15 protein-coding genes are annotated in these 17,521 nt (G+C 32.9%); 4 read left to right on the forward strand and 11 right to left on the reverse strand.

The window, feature by feature from the left end:
- Window positions 1–28: 28 nt before the first annotated feature.
- From NST35_RS09025 to opp3b, 5 genes are read right to left on the reverse strand one after another with little or no spacing between them, the layout of a single operon-like run.
- Window positions 29–1,672 (reverse strand): peptide ABC transporter substrate-binding protein, encoded by a 1,644-nt coding sequence (locus tag NST35_RS09025; RefSeq protein ID WP_002457174.1) that lies wholly within the window; start codon window positions 1,670–1,672, stop codon window positions 29–31.
- Between the two features lie 23 nt (window positions 1,673–1,695).
- Entirely contained in the window at window positions 1,696–2,637 is a 942-nt protein-coding gene (locus tag NST35_RS09030) for an ABC transporter ATP-binding protein (RefSeq protein ID WP_032604437.1), read from the reverse strand.
- Window positions 2,630–3,709: an ABC transporter ATP-binding protein gene (locus NST35_RS09035; protein WP_340747301.1), complete on the reverse strand. Its 1,080-nt coding sequence runs from the start codon at window positions 3,707–3,709 to the stop codon at window positions 2,630–2,632. The genes NST35_RS09030 and NST35_RS09035 overlap by 8 nt, the downstream gene beginning before the upstream one ends.
- Before the next feature lie 14 nt (window positions 3,710–3,723).
- Complete coding sequence (gene opp3C / locus NST35_RS09040) at window positions 3,724–4,794, reverse strand: oligopeptide ABC transporter permease (protein ID WP_002446066.1); 1,071 nt, start codon at window positions 4,792–4,794, stop codon at window positions 3,724–3,726.
- A complete protein-coding gene (opp3b, locus tag NST35_RS09045) occupies window positions 4,794–5,720 on the reverse strand; it encodes an oligopeptide ABC transporter permease (RefSeq protein ID WP_001829338.1) in 927 nt (308 codons plus the stop codon). Before opp3b ends, opp3C begins: the two co-directional genes overlap by 1 nt.
- A gap of 239 nt (window positions 5,721–5,959) precedes the next feature.
- Here opp3b and NST35_RS09050 point away from each other — a divergent pair, with 239 nt between their 5' ends.
- Window positions 5,960–6,331: a DUF3899 domain-containing protein gene (locus NST35_RS09050; protein ID WP_002446065.1), complete on the forward strand. Its 372-nt coding sequence runs from the start codon at window positions 5,960–5,962 to the stop codon at window positions 6,329–6,331.
- A 70-nt stretch (window positions 6,332–6,401) separates the two neighbouring features.
- Here the strand turns inward: NST35_RS09050 and fabF are convergent, their stop codons facing one another.
- Both fabF and NST35_RS09060 read right to left on the reverse strand, forming a co-directional pair.
- Window positions 6,402–7,646 (reverse strand): beta-ketoacyl-ACP synthase II, encoded by a 1,245-nt coding sequence (gene fabF, locus NST35_RS09055; protein WP_002457176.1) that lies wholly within the window; start codon window positions 7,644–7,646, stop codon window positions 6,402–6,404.
- A gap of 11 nt (window positions 7,647–7,657) precedes the next feature.
- The gene (locus tag NST35_RS09060) at window positions 7,658–8,599 is read right to left on the reverse strand and encodes a beta-ketoacyl-ACP synthase III (RefSeq protein WP_002457177.1); all 942 of its coding nucleotides are present in this window, start codon (window positions 8,597–8,599) and stop codon (window positions 7,658–7,660) included.
- A 280-nt stretch (window positions 8,600–8,879) separates the two neighbouring features.
- On the opposite strand from NST35_RS09060, the gene NST35_RS09065 reads away from it, so the two are divergent.
- On the forward strand, window positions 8,880–9,074 hold the full coding sequence (locus NST35_RS09065; protein WP_002457178.1) for a YjzD family protein: 195 nt from the start codon (window positions 8,880–8,882) through the stop codon (window positions 9,072–9,074).
- Between the two features lie 178 nt (window positions 9,075–9,252).
- Here NST35_RS09065 and clpB read toward each other — a convergent pair whose 3' ends face one another.
- From clpB to NST35_RS09080, 3 genes are all read right to left on the reverse strand, one after another.
- Window positions 9,253–11,862, reverse strand: a complete 2,610-nt coding sequence (gene clpB, locus NST35_RS09070) for an ATP-dependent chaperone ClpB (RefSeq protein ID WP_002457179.1) — start codon at window positions 11,860–11,862, stop codon at window positions 9,253–9,255.
- Between the two features lie 210 nt (window positions 11,863–12,072).
- On the reverse strand, window positions 12,073–13,896 hold the full coding sequence (locus tag NST35_RS09075; protein ID WP_002457180.1) for an acyltransferase family protein: 1,824 nt from the start codon (window positions 13,894–13,896) through the stop codon (window positions 12,073–12,075).
- 382 nt (window positions 13,897–14,278) lie between these two features.
- A complete protein-coding gene (locus NST35_RS09080; RefSeq protein WP_001829290.1) occupies window positions 14,279–14,587 on the reverse strand; it encodes a metal-sulfur cluster assembly factor in 309 nt (102 codons plus the stop codon).
- A 112-nt stretch (window positions 14,588–14,699) separates the two neighbouring features.
- Between NST35_RS09080 and NST35_RS09085 the strand changes: the two genes are divergently transcribed.
- On the forward strand, window positions 14,700–15,521 hold the full coding sequence (locus tag NST35_RS09085; protein WP_002457181.1) for a Cof-type HAD-IIB family hydrolase: 822 nt from the start codon (window positions 14,700–14,702) through the stop codon (window positions 15,519–15,521).
- A gap of 77 nt (window positions 15,522–15,598) precedes the next feature.
- Window positions 15,599–16,915 carry a CoA-disulfide reductase gene (locus tag NST35_RS09090; RefSeq protein ID WP_002457182.1) on the forward strand — a complete coding sequence of 439 codons (1,317 nt, stop codon included), beginning with the start codon at window positions 15,599–15,601 and terminating at the stop codon, window positions 16,913–16,915.
- A gap of 202 nt (window positions 16,916–17,117) precedes the next feature.
- Here the strand turns inward: NST35_RS09090 and NST35_RS09095 are convergent, their stop codons facing one another.
- Window positions 17,118–17,519 carry a YisL family protein gene (locus NST35_RS09095; protein ID WP_001831989.1) on the reverse strand — a complete coding sequence of 134 codons (402 nt, stop codon included), beginning with the start codon at window positions 17,517–17,519 and terminating at the stop codon, window positions 17,118–17,120.
- Window positions 17,520–17,521 lie beyond the last annotated feature (2 nt).

Here is a 17,521-nt window from a genome sequence, read left to right on the forward strand (position 1 = left end):
AAATAATTTTCGAGGCATTTTTATACTCCTATTTACCTGTCTCCCTATTGATTGATTTATCAATATAGACATGTTTAAGCGTCGTTTCAGGCCCTACTTTGTGATATTGTAATCCTTTTACTTGCGGATTCGTTAAGTGTGCCTCTCCTTTTTGATAAACAGGAGCGACTGGCGCTTCATGTAATAAGATATATTCCGCTTTTTGTAATGAGATATTACGTTCACCTGGCTTTCGTAAAAGCTTGCTGTTGGCTTCTTTGAGTAATTGATCGTATTCTTTATTACTCCAATCTGTATTATTCTGTGCATTATCTTTGGTCATTGTTTGAAGAAATGCTGTTGGATCAGGATAATCAGGACTCCAACCTGAATAACTTGCTTCATAGTTATTTGCTAATTCTAAAGTAGTTTTTTGTTTAAATGGCATTTGTTTAATTTTGAGTGTCACACCTGGTAAATTCTTCTCAACTTGAGATTTTATATATTCTGCAGCAATTTTTGAAGCAGGTGTATCCTGTGTGTTCATCGTAAAAGTAAATTTATTTTTTCCTAATTCTTTTTGTGCTTCTCTCCAATTCTTTTTCGCTAAATCAGGGTTGAATTTTAATGGTGATTTGATGGTTCTTGCAAAATCTTTGCCATCCGGAGTATCGGCAGTTCCTATACCAGTAAAATTATTTGATGGTAGCGAACCATCATTTAAAACAGAATTGACATATCCTTTTTTATTTATTGCTTGAGCTATAGCCAATCTTAAATGCTTATTTTTAAATTCAGGAACTGTTTTTTGATTCATTTTAATAAAGAATGTTGCTGCTGTTAAACGATAATTCAATGCAGATTCTCCTCTATATTTATCAACTTGTTCAGAAGTTATAATAGTATCATCGACCGAGCCAGTATCATATAACGATGCACCTGCTTGTTGATCTTTTAATACTTTATAGTTCACTTTATCTAATTTTACATTCTTTTTATCCCAATATTGTTCATTTTTAACTAATTGAATTTTATCTTCCACTTTCCAATTTGTTACCTCAAATGGTCCATTGTACACTGCTTTTTCAGCAGTTGTACCATATTGTTCTCCAAACCTTTTAGCAACTTTCTCATTTTGAGGATTAAATGTATTAAGTGCTAATAGTTCATTAATATAAGGTACAGGTCTTTCTAAATCAACTTGTAATTGATATTTACCTATAGCCTTGATACCCAAATCTTTGACTGATTTTTTACCTGCATTAACTTCATCTGCATTTTTTATATCGCTCATTATGTATGCAAACTCAGAAGCCGTCTTAGGATTAACTACCTTTCTCCACGCATATACGAAGTCATATGCAGTTACCGAATCTCCATTGGACCATTTTGCATTTTTTCTTAAATTAATCGTAAGTGTTTTGCCACCATTACTCTTCTTTGGAAAAGATGTTGCAATGGCTGGCTCAGCTTTATCCTCTTTATTTAAAGTATATAATCCTTCAAATGCTTGAGCTGCTATATCACCAGAAACAGCATCTGTGATTAATGCAGTATCAAGTGTCGTCATATCTTGTGAAATGACCTTCCTAAAAACTTGCCCCTGATCTGAATATAAACTCTGCTTATTACTACAAGCAGATAAAACTATGCATACACTTAATAAAATAATTAAGCCTTTCAAACTTTTCATCTTTTAATTCCCCCTTTCTTAACTTATTTAACAGACAAACCATACTTTTGTTTCAATTTAATTGCTTCGTTTTGAGTAGAAAATACATAATGTTGTGGTCTAATTTCATTTAATTGTCTTTGTTCATTAAGCTTTACATCTTCATGATATAAAACACGTTGACGATTTCTCTCAACATCAGGATCAGGCTGTGGAATGGCACTTAATAATGACTTAGTATAATCATGTAATGGATATTTATAAATATCATCAGCCGGTCCAATTTCTACAATTTTACCGAAGTGCATTACTGCAATTCTATCGGAAATATATTTCACCATTGATAAATCATGAGCAATAAACATTAAAGTAATATCACGTTCACGTTGTAGCTTTAATAAAAGATTAACGACTTGAGCTTGAATCGATACATCTAATGCTGATATCGGTTCATCTGCAATAATAAATTCTGGCTCTACAGCTAATGCACGTGCGATACCAATACGTTGTCTTTGTCCGCCTGAAAACTCATGTGGATAACGATTCGCGTGTTCTTTACCTAAACCGACTGTTTCTAAAAGGTCGTATACACGTTTCTTTCGATCCCGCTGACTACTAGCAAGTTTGTGAATATCTATTCCTTCAGCTACGATATCCATAACCTTTAACCGAGGATTTAGAGATGCATATGGATCTTGAAATATCATTTGAATTTTTTTATTAAACTTCAATCGCTCTTTACGTTTTCTAATTTGATGAATATCTTTACCATCATACTCAATTGCACCATCAGTAATATCATTTAATTTGATAATGGCTTTTCCAGTCGTTGATTTACCACATCCAGACTCTCCTACAAGCCCTAACGTTTCCCCTTTATAAACATCAAAACTTATATTATCAATCGCTTTAACTTCATTATGTTTACCTTGATTAAAATATTGTTTTAAGTTTTTAACTTGTAATAATACATTTTCATTACTCATTAAAAGCCACCCTCTCTACTCTTTGTGGTTGTTTATAATTATTTGGCATTGTTCTTAATCGTTTTTGAACCATTGATGGTGGCGTAACTTTCGGAGCTCTTGCATCTAACAACCAAGATTTTACAAAATGAGTGGGTGACACTTTATACCAAGGCGGTTCTTCCTTGAAATCAATATCTAAGGCATATCGACTTCTACGTGCAAAAGCATCACCAATAGGTGGATGAAGTAAATCTGGTGGTGTACCTGGAATTGCAATTAAATCCGTGTCATTACTGGTTGTTAAATCAGGCATTGAAGAAAGTAATCCCCATGTATAGGGATGTTTAGGATCATAAAATATTTCATTCACATCCCCTGTTTCAACCATCTGTCCCCCATACATTACGGCTACTTTGTCCGCAATATTTGCTACAACGCCTAAATCATGCGTAATAAAGATAATTGAAGTTTCAATCTTATTTTGTAGTTCTTTCATAAGATCTAAAATTTGAGCCTGCATTGTCACATCTAAAGCAGTTGTAGGCTCATCAGCAATTAATATTTTAGGCTCACATGCCAATGCTATTGCAATAACTATTCTCTGACGTTGTCCTCCTGAAAATTGATGTGGATAGGCTTTAAATCGTTTTTCAGCACGAGGTAACCCAACTAAATTCAAAATTTCCAATGCTCTTTGCTTGGCCTTTGCTTTACTTAATTTCTTATGTTTAATCAGAGGTTCCATGACTTGCTTTCCGATTTGCATTGTTGGATTTAAAGAAGTCATAGGATCCTGAAATATCATTGAAATATCTCGACCTCTTAGCTGTATCAGTTCTTTTTCACTTTTCTGAGCTAAGTCCTCACCTAAAAATAAGATTTCTCCCTTTTTTATTCTTCCTGTATCTTTTTGAAAAAGTTTTGTAATTGCCTTAGTTGTTACAGATTTTCCAGATCCAGATTCTCCAACAATGGCTAACGTTTTCCCTTTATTCAAATGAAAATCCACGCCTCTGACAGCTTGCACTTCTCCTGCAGCAATATCAAAGGAAACGTGCAAATCATTTACTTCTAATACCGTTTCTGTCATTATTTTTACCTCCTTTATTTTCGCATTTTTGGGTCGAATGCATCACGTAGTCCATCACTAAATAGATAGAAGAATAAAATCAATAAACTTAAAATGATTGCTGGAATAAATAATTCATGCGGATGTATCAACAACATTGCACGTCCATCATTGACAAGAGATCCTAATGACGTCTTAGGTGCAGGCACCCCTATTCCAATAAAGCTTAAAAATGCTTCGAAAAATATTGCACTTGGAACGGTAAACATTGATGTAACGACAATAGCTCCTAAAGTGTTAGGTAGTATATGTTTAAAGATTAACTTGAATTTAGAAGCACCCAATGTTTGAGATGCCAAAACAAATTCTTGATTTTTCAATTTTAAAAATTCTCCACGTACCACTCTACTCATCCCCAGCCAGCCAGTAATTGACATAGCTAATATAATAGTCCAAATTGAAGGTTCAAAAATAAGTACGAATAAAATAACGACAATTAAATTGGGTATAGAAGCAATAATTTCTAAAATTCTTTGCATCACATCATCTACCCTGCCTCCAAAGAATCCAGAAATGGCTCCATATACAACGCCAATACAAATATCTAATAATGCAGCAACTACACCAATATAAAGTGAAATTTGCGCACCTTTCCAAGTACGTGTCCATAAATCACGTCCAAGTTGATCAGTACCAAACCAATAGTTTTCTTTCGCACCTGCTTCTTTGTAAGCATTTTTACCGTCCGTACCTTTACCGTCAAAAGGTAAAAATGAAACATGATCTAATAATGGTATTTTTGCTGGGAGATTACGATGATCAACATTCTGCTCAGCAAAATCGTGTTTATTCATTAATGGTCCTATAAATGCCATAATAACTATAAGCAACAAACCTATCATTCCGATTACTGCTAATTTATTACGTTTCAATTGTGACCAAGCATCTTGCCAAAAATTCTTACTTTCACGCGGCATTTCCGGCTCTTGATTCAAGTCTAAATCTCTAATTATAAAATCTGTATTCGAAATATCATTACTTGTATGTGACATCGTGCCATTAGAAATATCGCCATTAATGTTTGTAACATCTTCTTTATTACTCATTATTTCTTGCCCCCTTGCACACGAATTCTTGGATCGATAACACCATATAAAATGTCTACAATAAAGATCGAAACAATAAATAAAGTACTGAATAATATCGTAGTAGCCATGATGACTGAAAAATCATTTGTAGTTATAGAACGAACAAATTGATCACCTAAGCCTGGAACACCAAAGATATTTTCAATTGTTAATGTTCCTGTTAATATACCTGCTAACATAGGTACAATGATTGTAATAATAGGAATTAATGCATTTCGTAATGCATGTCCAAAGAGCACTTTTAAAGTAGAATTTCCTTTAGCTCGAGCTAAAAGTATGTAATCTGAACTGAGTACTTCAATCATTTCAGCTCTAATATATCTTGCAACAGTTGCTAAAACTGTAGCTGATAGTGCTAGAGAAGGTAAAATAGCTGTAGAAAAACCTTCCCATCCTGCAACTGGAAACCATTCTAACTTAACTGCAAATACATACTGCAATAAAACTGCTAAGACAAATGACGGCACTGATACTGCGATAACAGAGATAATTGTTGTTGTATAGTCTACCCATGTATTTTGTTTAGTAGCAGCAGCAACACCTAATACTAAACCTAAAACAACACCAATAACCATAGCCGTTATTCCCATCTCCATTGAAGGTATCAATCGTGGTTTAACTAAATCCCACACTGGCATATTATGATATTGAAATGAGTTGCCAAAATCACCTGTTACTACATTTTTCAAATAATTAACATATTGTAATGCTACTGGATCATTCAAACCGTACTTTTCATTTAATATTTCTTTTTGTTGCGCATTAAGTTTTGTGTCATTAAACGGAGATCCTGGCATTAATTTCATTAAGAAAAATGTAATTGTTATAACAATAAATAACGACACAAACATATAACACAATCGTTTCAACACATATTTAGTCATATACACCCTCCTAAATTAAAGAATATTCAAAATTGACATTCCCTTCATAATTTTCAGAAATATTAATCTTTATTATATCTATAATATTTATACAATTGCAATATCATTTTGCATTACAGTACTATAGTAAATATAGATAAATGACTTTTTGTTTTATTCTCTTACTTTTGCAATATAAAAATCCACCCTTTTCTAATATTAAGTTAAAATACATCTAGCATAGATAGGAGGTTTCATTAATGTCCATAAATTCTTATTTGATTTCGTCATTATTTACGCCAGTTTTATCAATAATTATATGGTTATTTTATTCAAATCACTTTATAAATTTAATCAATATCTTATTTTATACATCATTCATTATTTTTATAGTTGCTTTCCTTATTTTACTCATTCAAGAAGGAATATTTGATGCTACAAGTTTTGGATTTCGTCGTTTAAAGTATCAACTTTCCTCAACTAAGAGAAAACGTATGATGAAAAATGACCACTTTTTCAATCCACAAAAAGTTAAAAAAGAAAGTTATATAATTTCCCCATGGGTAGTTCCAACATTGATTGTTAACCTCACTTATATAGTTGTGAGTATCGGAGTATCCCTATTATTATAAAAAAATCTTCAAGTGAGTAGCTAAATTAATAACTCATCACTTGAAGATTTCTGTTTACATTTATTTAATTTTAGTCTTCAAATTTCTTAAATACTAACACTGCATTATGTCCACCAAATCCTAAACTATTACTCATTGCATAGGTAATGTCTAAGTCTTGGGCTACATTCGGAACAATGTCCAAATCACATTCTTCGTCTGGTGTGATTGCATGTATTGTAGGGGCTACCTTTGAATCACGAATTGATAGAGCAGAAAAAATAGCTTCAATTCCACCTGTAGCACCTAATAAATGTCCAGTCATTGATTTAGTTGAACTTACTTTTAATGACTTCGCAGCATCACCGAATGTATTTTTAATCGCTTGAACTTCATATAAATCTCCAACTGGTGTACTTGTGCCGTGTGCATTTAAATACTGTACATCTTGAGCTTTGATTCCAGCATCATCTAAAGCAGCTTGCATAGCTCTTGAGCCACCTTCACCTTCAGGCGCAGGTGCTGTAATATGATGTGCATCGCCAGAGGAACCATAACCTACAACTTCAGCGTAAATTTCAGCGCCTCTCTCTTTAGCTGAATCTAATGATTCAAGTACAACAATACCTGCCCCTTCACCCATAACAAAGCCATCACGGCCTTCTTGGAATGGTCGACAAGCCGTTTCAGGGTCATTGTTTGTAGATAATGCACGACTAGCACTAAACCCTGCGATTGCCATATGTGTAATAGGTGCCTCTGTTCCACCAGTCACCATTGCATCTGCATCACCACGTTGAATAATTTTAAATGCTTCACCTATTGAATTAGTCCCCGTAGCACAAGCTGTTACTGTAGAACCATTAGGCCCTTTAGCACCTAAATCAATAGAAACTTGACCGGTAGCCATATCAGGAATTAACATTGGAACGAAAAATGGACTTACTCGACGTGGTCCTCTTTCTACAAGTGTTGTATGTGCAACTTCGAAAGTTTCCATACCACCGATACCAGAACCAATCCATACACCAATACGGTCGGCATTTTTTTCATTAATATTTAATTGTGCATCTTTAACCGCTTCTCTTGCAGCAACCACCGCGTATTGTGTAAAACGATCCATACGGCGAGCTTCTTTTCTATCAATGTGGTCTTCTATATTAAAATCTTTCAATTCACCAGCAAGATGTACATTATAATCATCAGTATCTATTCTTGTGATTTTACCTATACCGTTAACACCTTTTAGTGCATTGTCCCATGTTGTTTTAGCATCGTTACCAATTGGAGATAAGGCTCCGATACCCGTTATAACAACTCTATTATTTTTATTCATACGTTATCCTCCTATTTTCCCCATTTAATAACGATTGCGCCCCAAGTTAGACCTCCACCGAAGCCAACTAAGACTAATGTATCGTCATCTTTGATTTTTCCATTTTGCAATTCTTGATTAATACTTAATGGTATTGAGGCAGCCGAAGTATTACCATATTTATTTACTGAGACACTCATTTTTTCTTTTTCTATTCCCAATCTCTCTCTCGCAGATTCCATAATTCTAATATTAGCCTGATGTGGAACAAATAAGTCTATGTCTTCAGAAGATAAACCAGCTTTCTCAACTACACGCGTAGATGCATCACCCATAATTCTCACAGCAAATTTAAATACTTCTCTACCATTCATTTTGAGTTTGCCAGTTTCTCTATCTAAGTACAAGTATTTACCACCACTACCGTCTGAACCCATTTCATAGCTAATGATACCACGACCTTCAGCAACTTCTCCCATGACAACAGCTCCAGCACCGTCGCCAAATAATACAGCAGTAGAACGGTCAGTCATATCGGTAATCTTAGATAATTTATCAGCACCCACAACTAAAATATGTTTGTAATCACCAGATTGTATATATTGTTTAGCAGTAATCATTGAATACATAAAGCCAGAACATGCAGCAAGTTGATCCATAGTAGCAACCTTACCTGTTCCTAGTCTTTCTTGTAAGATGTTAGCTACGCTTGGGAAAGGCATATCCCCAGTAGCTGTAGCAACGATAATCATGTCTATATCTTCTGGTTGAATGCCAGCATCCTCTATCGCTTTAATACTTGCATTGTATGCTAAATCAGATGTGTCTTGATTTTCGTCTGCCCAATGTCTTTCTTTAATACCAGTCATTTTAGAAATCCATTCATCTGAAGTTTCTAAAAACTGCTCAAAATAGGCATTGTCTATAATATTTTTAGGTGCATATGCACCAAAACCTTTAATACCCACATTCATGGTTGTACACCTTCTTAAAAATTTTTTAATACCAGGTATTAATTTAACATATTCATGTTTTTAAACTCAAGCAGAGAACCTCCCAATTAATACAAAACATTTCCATTAAGTATTTTAACAAACTTCACTAAATACATCTTTATAATTACAACATACTCTAATTTCTTATTTTGCTTTTAATTAAAAGTATGAGATAACAACGTCTTAGATTTATACTATACAAATAAGATATTATCACTTAAAATAGAGTTAACGAATAAACAAGTGGAGGTTATATAATATGAGATACCTCATGACATTCATTTGGGCAGTATTGTTACTTCAAATGGTTAATTTCGTATTGAATAGCTTAAATAGTGGACCGGCACTAAATGTAATTAATCCAATTATTATTGCTGTCATCTTCACTATTGTTGTAGCTATTTTAGATCCAATTCTTAAGCCGTCAAAAGGTTCAAGTCAATACGAATCTTAATCCTTTAAATAATAGTGTAGGAGGACATGAATGCTTGTCCTCCTATAACGTGTGTCGAAAAGATTGATATTAATGCATTTTTAATTCAATCATCAACTGCCTTTATATTATAAAAGAGCCCGGGACATAGTTTTATGACCCGGACTCTTTTTATTTTACAAATTAATATTGTTCTAGATTAAGACGTAGGTTTAACAACCTTAAAGTCAAGTTCTTTATTGTCATTTAAATCTACTTTAATGATTGTACCTTCAGGTAGACTTTCTTTAATCATCATACGTGCAATTGGAGTTTCTATTTGTCGTTGAACAAAGCGTTTTAATGGTCTTGCACCAAATTGTGGTTCATACGCTTCTTCACCTAACCATTTTTTCGCTTCTTCTGTCACTTCAATTGAGATATGTTGATCTAATAATCTCATATTTAATTGTGTTAAAATTTTATCTACAATCATACTCATATCGTTAACTGATAATGGTTTAAATAACACGATATCATCCATACGATTTAATATTTCAGGTTTGAAGTATGCATGTAGACTGTCCATAACTGCTTTCTCTGTATCATCACTAATTTCACCAGCATCTTTTACATTTTCAAGTAATACTTGTGAACCAATATTACTAGTCATGATGATAATAGTATTTTTAAAGTCAACACTTCTACCTTTAGAATCCGTAAGACGACCTTCATCTAGTATTTGAAGTAATACATTAAAAACATCGCTATGTGCTTTTTCAACTTCGTCTAACAAAATAACTGAGTATGGATTACGTCTAACTGCTTCAGTTAATTGACCACCTTCATCATGACCTACATAGCCTGGAGGTGCACCAATTAAACGTGATACAGCATGTTTTTCCATATATTCACTCATATCAATTCTAATCATATGTTTTTCAGAATCGAAAAGTGATGAAGCAAGCGATTTTGCTAATTCAGTTTTACCTACTCCAGTAGGTCCTAAGAATAAGAAACTTCCGATTGGTCTATTCGGATCTTTAATCCCAGCACGTGCTCTAACTACTGCGTCAGATACTAAATCAACTGCTTTATCTTGACCTACTACACGTTTGTGTAAGATGTCACTTAAACTTAATAGCTTTTCTCTTTCTGTTTCCACAAGTTTAGACACGGGTATACCTGTCCATTGACTAACTATGTCGCCTATTTCTTCATCTGAAACGACTTCACGAATCATTCTTTCACTATCTTCGCCAGTTTCATCTTGAAAGGCTTCCTCAAATTCTTGCAATTCTTTTTCTAATTGCGGAATTGTACCATATTGTAATTCTGCTGCTTTTTCAAGATTACCTTCTGTTTGTGCATCTTCAAGAGCTTGACGACTACTATCTAGTTCAGCACGTTTTTCTTGTACTTTAGCAATTTTTTCTTTTTCTTGTTCAACACGTGATTTTAAAGAGGCTTGTTTTTCTTTTTCATTAGATAATTCCTCTTGAAGTTCTTCTAAACGATGTTTACTTGCGTTATCAGATTCATTTTTCAAGGCACTTTCTTCAATCTCTAATTGCATTACTCGACGATTTACTTGGTCTAACTCTGTTGGATTTGATCCCATTTCTGTACGTATTGTCGCACACGCTTGGTCGACTAAATCTATAGCTTTATCTGGCAAAAATCTATCAGTAATATATCTATCAGATAACTCAGCCGCTGCAACAAGTGCACGGTCTTGTATACGTACACCATGGTAGACCTCATAACGTTCTTTTAGACCACGTAAAATTGATATTGTATCCTCAACATCAGGTTCACTGACACCAACTTTTTGGAAACGACGTTCTAATGCTGAATCTTTTTCAATATATTCACGATATTCATTTAATGTCGTAGCACCTATACAATGCAATTCACCACGCGCAAGCATTGGTTTCAACATGTTTCCTGCGTCCATAGCACCATCTGTTTTACCAGCACCTACTAACATATGAATTTCATCAATGAATAAAATGATTCGACCTTCAGATTCTTTTACTTCTTTCAACACTGCTTTTAAACGTTCTTCAAATTCACCTCTATATTTTGCACCTGCAACTAATGCACTTAAATCAAGCTCGAAAATTGTTTTATCGAGTAATGATTCTGGAACGTCTTTACGTACAATTCGTTGTGCTAAACCCTCAACAATTGCAGTTTTACCTACACCTGGTTCACCGATTAAAACCGGATTATTTTTTGTTTTTCGACTTAAAATACGAATTGTATTACGTATTTCTTCATCTCTACCGATAACAGGGTCCATTTTACCTTGACGTACTTCTTCTACAAGATCACGACCATATTTTTCTAAAGCTTCATAATTAACTTCTGGATTTTGAGATGTCACATGATTTCCCCCTCTAACTTTAGTTATAATTTCTTTAATGACTTCTGCTTTATTGCCGACCCATTTTTGAGTAGTCTCATCAGTATCTATGGCTGCACGTAATATATGTTCCATAGAAATAAACTCATCTTCATAGGACTTCATATATTTCTCGGCTTTGTCTAATAATTCATTTGTTTTAGAACTAATATACTGTCCATACTGAACATTGTCTCCTTGTACAGTTGGATAATGACTTAATTGATTATCGTATGCTTGTTCTAGTTGATTAACATCAATATTTGCTCTTTCTAATATACTTTTAAATAAACTATCATTTTCATTCATCGTAGCTTTTAATAAAGCTTCAATTTCAATATTTTGTAATTCATATTCTTTACTGTACGCGACTGCTTTTTGTAAGGCACCTTGTACAGCATATGTCATTTGATTAATATCCAATTTATTTCACCTCTATCATTCAGAGTGGGTCAAAGTATAGAAAAATAAATTTGACTTTGACTTTCTTTGACCTTAATTATATTATAGACCCTTCTCATCATTAAATCAACATTAATTGCTCATGTTTTTCATTTTATTATGATAATCAAGTAAAAAAAGAGGAAGAACTCAATTCCAAATGAATAGAGTTCTTCCTCTTTAATTAATATATTATTTCTTTTTTATACTTTTCAATATTTCATCTGTCAATGCCTCTACGCCATCATTTTCAAGATGGATGCCGTCTGGAGCAAAATACTCTGTATGCCCTTTTGAGCGACTATACCAATCAATTAGAGTTACATTCTTTTTATCTTTAGCCGCTTCTGCCATCAACGTATTAACATGGTTTTCATATGATCGTGGCACTCTCGTATTTACAAGATATACTTGTGCCTTTCCAAATTTACCAATCAACTGATCTAATTGTTCTTTAGTAAAATCACCATTTGTACCTAGCTCAAGTATGACTTGATCTGTTGGTTTACGATATTGCTTATATTGTTGATTAACGAGGCTCTCGGCCTGATAGAGTTGACGACCGACTTTGCCATCGATTTTAGCTTTGGGTACTTTCGTTTTAAATTGTTCCCCTATATCTACCATAACTGAATCACCAATTAATAACGGCTTAATTTGCGTATATACATCATTATCTTTTGTATTCGCTTTAGTTTTACCATCGCTTGTTAACGAAATATTATCAATCGGTATCATGTGAATAAGATATTGATCAGCCTCATCGGTATTAAATGTTTGCGCTTTGTTCGATATGGTATCTTTTCCAAACTTATCGAAAGCGCCTATAAAAATGAAAATAGTAGGTAAAAGTATAACAAGCGTTACAATTGTTCTAATAAATTGAGGTTTGTATGTTTTTTTAATTGCAAAAGCCTTAAAACCTTGCTTTCTCAATGGTGTTTCTACATATTTAAATGATAATTCTGCAAATAAAACTGTAAGAATGATGTCCAAAATATAAACATATGTTGGCATTTGACCATCAATAAAATAGCTATGAACAAAACTTATTATTGGGAAATGCCACAAGTACAAACTGTACGATCGCTTTCCAATATAGACAAATACAGGATTTCCTAATAACTTAGCTAAAATTGTAGTTGGATGAACAACACTTGCAATAATTAGCAAAGTCATTGTTGAAATAAGATAAAATCCACCATTATAAATCCAATCACTTTCATCACTAACAGTAAAGAATAATAGAATTAAAAATGTAAGTCCTATGATACCCGCACTATTAATCACAGTTTTTAATCCTTTAGGTGGATTGGGATTTAATTTAAAAGGTGGCCAGATAAATGCTAGAAGTACACCTAAAAGCAGTGTCTGCAATCTTGTATCAGTTCCAAAATATACTCTTGAATGGTTCAAGTGAGGTTGAGAAATAACAACCATCATTAATAATGAAACCAAAGATATAATCCAAAACATCAGTATGACATTTTTCTTTTTCTTAACTATAGCCATAAATAATAAGAGTATTGCTGGGAAAAAGAGGTAAAACTGCTCTTCAATGGCTAGTGACCATAGATGCTTTAAAGGCATAAAAGAAAATTGCTCGAAATAATTGACATCTTTAGCAATATACCACCAATTAGATACGTAAAATATTGCTGCTATCATATCATGTTTAACTCTTACAATATGCTCAGGGTGGAATAATAAAGTTGCAATTCCAACAACTACTATTAATGCGAATACCGCTGGTAATAACCTTTTTATACGACGAATCCAGAAATTTTTAAGATTTATTGTTCCAGTATCTTCATACTCTTTGAGTAATAAGCTCGTAATCAAATAACCTGAAATAACAAAAAAAGTATCTACGCCTAAAAAACCACCTGTTAACCATTGTTTATTCAAGTGATAAATAATAATACCAATGACTGCAATTGCTCGCAAACCATCTAATCCAGGCATATATCGCATTTTTTTAGCAGAGCGATATTCATTATTTAATTTTTTTCTCATTGTTACATTCTTCCCTAATAATAATAAATTTTATAAGACGCGTATTTTTTAATCATTTTCATTAGACGCACGCTATTATTTCTAATCAATTTATTTAAACAAATCTTATCCTTATTAAATTAACAAGGTCATTCTTTAGATTACAACCATCCCTGCTATGTAATCAATGTTATTAATGAATATACTTTATAAGATATGCCTCGTTAAAAGGTTATAAGTCTTAAATATTGTAATACATTTGTAATACTAATTCAATTTTATTGTAGCGCTAATTTATAAAAATATTAAATGAAAATACAATATTGTATTTTGAATTTCCTTTTATAAAGATAAAAAGAATAGCTACATCATTTCTCAAAACAATGAGTAGCTATCCTTTCAATTATCCGATGCCTAAAGCTATTTTGGCATAACGAGACATCATATCTTTATTCCATGGTGGACTCCATACAATCATTACTTCTGTATCAGAAATTTCCGGTATCTCAGCTAGAACGCTCTTAACTTGTTCAATAATTTGTGGTCCTAATGGACATCCCATCGAAGTTAATGTCATTTCAACTGTACATAAACCTTCATCATCAACATCAACTTTATATACTAAACCTAAATTAACGATATCTATCCCTAACTCAGGATCTATTACCATTTCAAGAGCGCCTAAGATACTATCTTTTAGTGCTTCTTCCATCAGTATCACCTCTTTAAAATTTTCTTTACACCAATATATCAAATATCCGACAAAACGCCAATAAAATGCTATGATACTGTTACATGATAATTAACAACACAAGGAGTAATATATGCAACCTTATTTAATTTGTCTAGATCTAGATGGTACATTATTAAATGACAATAAAGAAATCTCACCTTACACTAAACAAGTATTAACCGAATTACAACAATGCGGACACTACGTTATGATTGCTACTGGAAGACCTTATCGTGCGAGCCAGATGTATTATCATGAACTCAATATGAACACACCTGTGGTTAATTTTAATGGCGCATTTGTACATCACCCAAAAGCAAATAATTTCGAAGTGATACATGAAGTACTAGATGTTGAAATTTCTAAAAATATTATTACAGCGCTTCAACAATCTCATATTACAAATATCATTGCCGAAGTAAAAGATTATGTCTTTATCAATAGTTATGATCCAAGACTTTTTGAAGGTTTTTCTATGGGGAATCCTAAAATTCAAACGGGGAATTTACTAGAAAATCTTAATGAGGCACCTACGTCACTACTTGTTGAAGCAGAAGAAGAAAATATTCCTGAAATTAAAGATATGTTAACCCATTTTTATGCAGAGAATATCGAACATCGCCGTTGGGGTGCCCCTTTCCCAGTCATAGAAATTGTGAAACGCGGAATCAACAAAGCACGTGGAATTAAACATGTTCAAAACTATTTAAATATCGCCGACGATCATATCATTGCGTTTGGTGATGAGGACAATGATATAGAAATGATAAAGTATGCGACCCATGGCATTGCAATGGATAATGGCTTAAAAGACTTAAAAGAAATAGCAAATAATATTACGTATAGTAATAATGAGGACGGCATAGGTCGTTATTTAAATGACTTTTTTAATTTAAAAATGCGTTATTATTAAGTTGAATAAACAATCCAAGTGATGATTAAAAAGGTATACGTTTTCTAATATCATACATATATAAAGGAGAGACAGCTATGAATAAAATTATAATAGTCGGTGCAGTTGCTGGTGGTGCGACTTGTGCAAGTCAAATTCGAAGATTAGATAAAGAGAGTGAAATCATTGTTTTTGAAAAAGATAGAGATATGAGCTTTGCCAATTGTGCATTACCTTATTATATTGGCAACGTTATCGAGGACCGTCGTAAAGTTTTGGCATATACGCCTAATCAATTTTATGACAAAAAGCATATCACAGTAAAAACATACCATGAAGTTATACAAATCAATGGTAAGAGACAAACAGTTACTGTCTTAAATCATCAAACTAATCAAACTTTTGAAGAAAGTTACGATACATTGATTTTAAGTCCTGGCGCATCTGCAAACCGATTAAACACTCATAGTGATATCTCATTTACTGTGCGAAATCTCGAAGATACTGAGGCAATTGATACCTTTATTACGAATACTAAAGCACAACGTGCACTTGTTGTTGGCGCGGGGTACATCTCTTTAGAAATTATTGAAAATTTACACCATAGAGGTTTGGATGTCACATGGATTCATCGCTCTACAAATATTAATAAACTGATGGATCAAGATATGAATCAACCCATCATTGAGGAAATAGAAAAAAGAAATATCACTTATAGATTTAACGAAGAAATTAGTCAAGTCAATGGACATGAAGTAACATTCACATCTGGTAAAGTTGAAAACTATGATCTTATTATCGAAGGTGTAGGTACGCATCCAAATTCACAATTTATTAAATCATCTAACGTCATACTAGATGATAAAGGTTATATCCCAGTAAATCATAATTTCCAAACAAATATATCAAATATTTATGCATTAGGTGATGTTATTACTTCACATTATCGTCATGTGAATTTACCGGCACAGGTTCCACTTGCTTGGGGAGCACACCGTGGTGCAAGTATTATAGCTGAACAACTTTCTGGAAATTCGTCTATTCACTTCAAAGGTTATCTAGGAAATAATATAGTGAAATTTTTTGACTATACATTAGCAAGTGTTGGCATCAAACCAAATGAACTTGAAAATTTCAATTATGATATGGTTGAAGTTAAGCAAGGCGCTCATGCAGGATATTACCCAGGAAATTCACCACTACATTTACGTGTTTATTTTGAAAAAGATTCGAGAAAACTTTTACGCGCAGCAGCAGTTGGTAAACAAGGTGCCGACAAAAGAATAGACGTATTATCAATGGCAATGATGAATCATGCTACTGTGGATGATTTAACAGAATTTGAAGTAGCATATGCCCCTCCCTATAGTCATCCAAAAGATTTAATTAATTTAATTGGGTATAAAGCACAATAACATTCCACACAATTCATAATTTATGATTAGTATGAGAGAAATAACAAGAGTGACTATTTAGGAAAAGAAAATAAACCTATCATTTTCATATAAAAAAACCAAAATGAATTTTAAAAGAATTCATTTTGGTCTTTCATTTAGGAATAATATGATGTTCATACTTCAATAAATATAAATCATACACAATTGTATCCAAGCATGTTTAACTTATTCCAAATATTTTAGAAATTGGACCCCAAGGTAAAATAACACCAATAGCCATTGTAATTATGATTAAAATAATAGTAATCCAAAAGAATTTATGGCTAGTCTGTTGTTTTTTTCTTTTAGCAATGGAAATTTCCATAAATGCGATAACAGCTAAACCACATAACATTTTTAAAGTAAGTAGCATATGATTTCCACCTTCACCATTAGAGGCAGCCATAAACTCTTCGATTAATTCCCAAAAACCAGAAATTAATGTTAATAGCATGAATAATCTTAATGCCATATGTAAAGGTTTATAATAAGGTGATGCACCTTGCGTTTTTGAATAATTTAAATAAGTTGCGATAAATAAAATAATTGCTAATACCCAACTTAAAATATGGACATGTAACATGT

The sequence above is a fragment of the Staphylococcus sp. FSL W8-0304 genome (assembly GCF_038006565.1).
Taxonomy (GTDB): domain Bacteria; phylum Bacillota; class Bacilli; order Staphylococcales; family Staphylococcaceae; genus Staphylococcus; species Staphylococcus epidermidis.

Bases quoted from the DNA above. Each gene is read 5' to 3' on its own strand.
- NST35_RS09090 (WP_002457182.1), top strand. From the start codon at position 15,599: ATGAATAAAATTATAATAGTCGGTGCAGTTGCTGGTGGTGCGACTTGT.
- NST35_RS09065 (WP_002457178.1), top strand. From the start codon at position 8,880: ATGAGATACCTCATGACATTCATTTGGGCAGTATTGTTACTTCAAATG.
- NST35_RS09050 (WP_002446065.1), top strand. From the start codon at position 5,960: ATGTCCATAAATTCTTATTTGATTTCGTCATTATTTACGCCAGTTTTA.
- NST35_RS09030 (WP_032604437.1), bottom strand. From the start codon at position 2,637: ATGAGTAATGAAAATGTATTATTACAAGTTAAAAACTTAAAACAATAT.
- NST35_RS09060 (WP_002457177.1), bottom strand. From the start codon at position 8,599: ATGAATGTGGGTATTAAAGGTTTTGGTGCATATGCACCTAAAAATATT.
- NST35_RS09080 (WP_001829290.1), bottom strand. From the start codon at position 14,587: ATGGAAGAAGCACTAAAAGATAGTATCTTAGGCGCTCTTGAAATGGTA.
- NST35_RS09035 (WP_340747301.1), bottom strand. From the start codon at position 3,709: ATGACAGAAACGGTATTAGAAGTAAATGATTTGCACGTTTCCTTTGAT.
- opp3C (WP_002446066.1), bottom strand. From the start codon at position 4,794: ATGAGTAATAAAGAAGATGTTACAAACATTAATGGCGATATTTCTAAT.
- fabF (WP_002457176.1), bottom strand. From the start codon at position 7,646: ATGAATAAAAATAATAGAGTTGTTATAACGGGTATCGGAGCCTTATCT.
- opp3b (WP_001829338.1), bottom strand. From the start codon at position 5,720: ATGACTAAATATGTGTTGAAACGATTGTGTTATATGTTTGTGTCGTTA.
- NST35_RS09085 (WP_002457181.1), top strand. From the start codon at position 14,700: ATGCAACCTTATTTAATTTGTCTAGATCTAGATGGTACATTATTAAAT.
- NST35_RS09095 (WP_001831989.1), bottom strand. From the start codon at position 17,519: ATGTTACATGTCCATATTTTAAGTTGGGTATTAGCAATTATTTTATTT.
- NST35_RS09025 (WP_002457174.1), bottom strand. From the start codon at position 1,672: ATGAAAAGTTTGAAAGGCTTAATTATTTTATTAAGTGTATGCATAGTT.
- NST35_RS09075 (WP_002457180.1), bottom strand. From the start codon at position 13,896: ATGAGAAAAAAATTAAATAATGAATATCGCTCTGCTAAAAAAATGCGA.